Origin of the sequence: Pseudomonas sp. NPDC087817 (assembly GCF_044742875.1) — a bacterium.
In the GTDB taxonomy this organism is placed as follows: Bacteria; Pseudomonadota; Gammaproteobacteria; order Pseudomonadales; family Pseudomonadaceae; genus Aquipseudomonas.
The window spans coordinates 1-1,527 of sequence record NZ_JBIUVJ010000174.1 but is presented as its reverse complement, the minus strand read 5'-3'; the positions used below and the strand labels follow the sequence as shown (position 1 = coordinate 1,527).

Genomic DNA, 1,527 nt, shown 5'->3' with positions numbered 1-1,527 from the left:
AAACAGACGTAAAACCAGATATAAATCAATGACTGAACAAAACAATAATAATATTGATATCTAAAACTGAATACATAGGTGCAAGAGGCGAACCAGGGGAACTGAAACATCTAAGTACCCTGAGGAAAAGAAATCAACCGAGATTCCCTTAGTAGTGGCGAGCGAACGGGGACTAGCCCTTAAGTGGCTTTGAGATTAGCGGAACGCTCTGGAAAGTGCGGCCATAGTGGGTGATAGCCCTGTACGCGAAAATCTCTTAGTCATGAAATCGAGTAGGACGGAGCACGAGAAACTTTGTCTGAATATGGGGGGACCATCCTCCAAGGCTAAATACTACTGACTGACCGATAGTGAACTAGTACCGTGAGGGAAAGGCGAAAAGAACCCCGGAGAGGGGAGTGAAATAGATCCTGAAACCGTATGCGTACAAGCAGTGGGAGCAGACTTTGTTCTGTGACTGCGTACCTTTTGTATAATGGGTCAGCGACTTATTTTCAGTGGCGAGCTTAACCGAATAGGGGAGGCGTAGCGAAAGCGAGTCTTAATAGGGCGTCTAGTCGCTGGGAATAGACCCGAAACCGGGCGATCTATCCATGGGCAGGTTGAAGGTTGGGTAACACTAACTGGAGGACCGAACCGACTACCGTTGAAAAGTTAGCGGATGACCTGTGGATCGGAGTGAAAGGCTAATCAAGCTCGGAGATAGCTGGTTCTCCTCGAAAGCTATTTAGGTAGCGCCTCATGTATCACTGTAGGGGGTAGAGCACTGTTTCGGCTAGGGGGTCATCCCGACTTACCAAACCGATGCAAACTCCGAATACCTACAAGTGCCGAGCATGGGAGACACACGGCGGGTGCTAACGTCCGTCGTGAAAAGGGAAACAACCCAGACCGTCAGCTAAGGTCCCAAAGTTATGGTTAAGTGGGAAACGATGTGGGAAGGCTTAGACAGCTAGGAGGTTGGCTTAGAAGCAGCCACCCTTTAAAGAAAGCGTAATAGCTCACTAGTCGAGTCGGCCTGCGCGGAAGATGTAACGGGGCTCAAACCATACACCGAAGCTACGGGTATCATCTTCGGATGATGCGGTAGAGGAGCGTTCTGTAAGCCTGTGAAGGTGAGTTGAGAAGCTTGCTGGAGGTATCAGAAGTGCGAATGCTGACATGAGTAACGACAATGGGTGTGAAAAACACCCACGCCGAAAGACCAAGGTTTCCTGCGCAACGTTAATCGACGCAGGGTTAGTCGGTCCCTAAGGCGAGGCTGAAAAGCGTAGTCGATGGAAAACAGGTTAATATTCCTGTACTTCTGGTTATTGCGATGGAGGGACGGAGAAGGCTAGGCCAGCTTGGCGTTGGTTGTCCAAGTTTAAGGTGGTAGGCTGAGATCTTAGGTAAATCCGGGATCTTAAGGCCGAGAGCTGATGACGAGTTATCTTTTAGATGACGAAGTGGTTGATGCCATGCTTCCAAGAAAAGCTTCTAAGCTTCAGGTAACCAGGAACCGTACCCCAAACCGACACAGGTGGT

Annotated in this window: 1 rRNA gene; it reads left to right on the top strand. The window is 49.2% G+C overall.

Annotated features, from left to right (window positions below):
• Positions 1 to 1,527 (top strand): 23S ribosomal RNA (locus ACIONG_RS30495); the annotation flags it as partial.